1 protein-coding gene is annotated in these 428 nt (G+C 42.8%); it reads right to left on the reverse strand.

Annotated elements, in window-relative coordinates:
- Positions 1-428 (reverse strand): GTPase (locus ERX27_RS11205; protein ID WP_133432860.1); only part of this gene is annotated, 428 nt, incomplete at both ends.

Genomic DNA, 428 nt, shown 5'->3' on the forward strand with positions numbered 1-428 from the left:
GTGATAACATCGATGTCTGAACTATCGGTACATTGCCCACCATCTGTTTGACTTCTTCCAGATTCAGCTGCTGCTCGAGGTCTGTTTTATTGATAATGACAATAACGTCTTCATTATTGATGACTTCAGCCAGCTGATAATCGCTCTCTGAGAGTGGTTCATTGTAATTCAGAACGTATAATATTAAGTCTGCTTTCTTCAGTGCTTCACGACTGCGCTCCACACCAATTTTTTCGACGATATCTTCTGTCTCGCGAATACCTGCTGTATCTACAAGTCTTAGCGGTACGCCGCGAACATTCACGTACTCTTCCAGCAGGTCTCTTGTCGTCCCAGCGACTTCTGTCACTATAGCTTTATTGTCCTGAATTAAGTTGTTCAGCATAGAACTCTTACCGACATTAGGTTTACCGATAATGACTGTTGAC

Source organism: Macrococcus brunensis (genome assembly GCF_004359615.1).
Classification (GTDB): domain Bacteria; phylum Bacillota; class Bacilli; order Staphylococcales; family Staphylococcaceae; genus Macrococcus; species Macrococcus brunensis.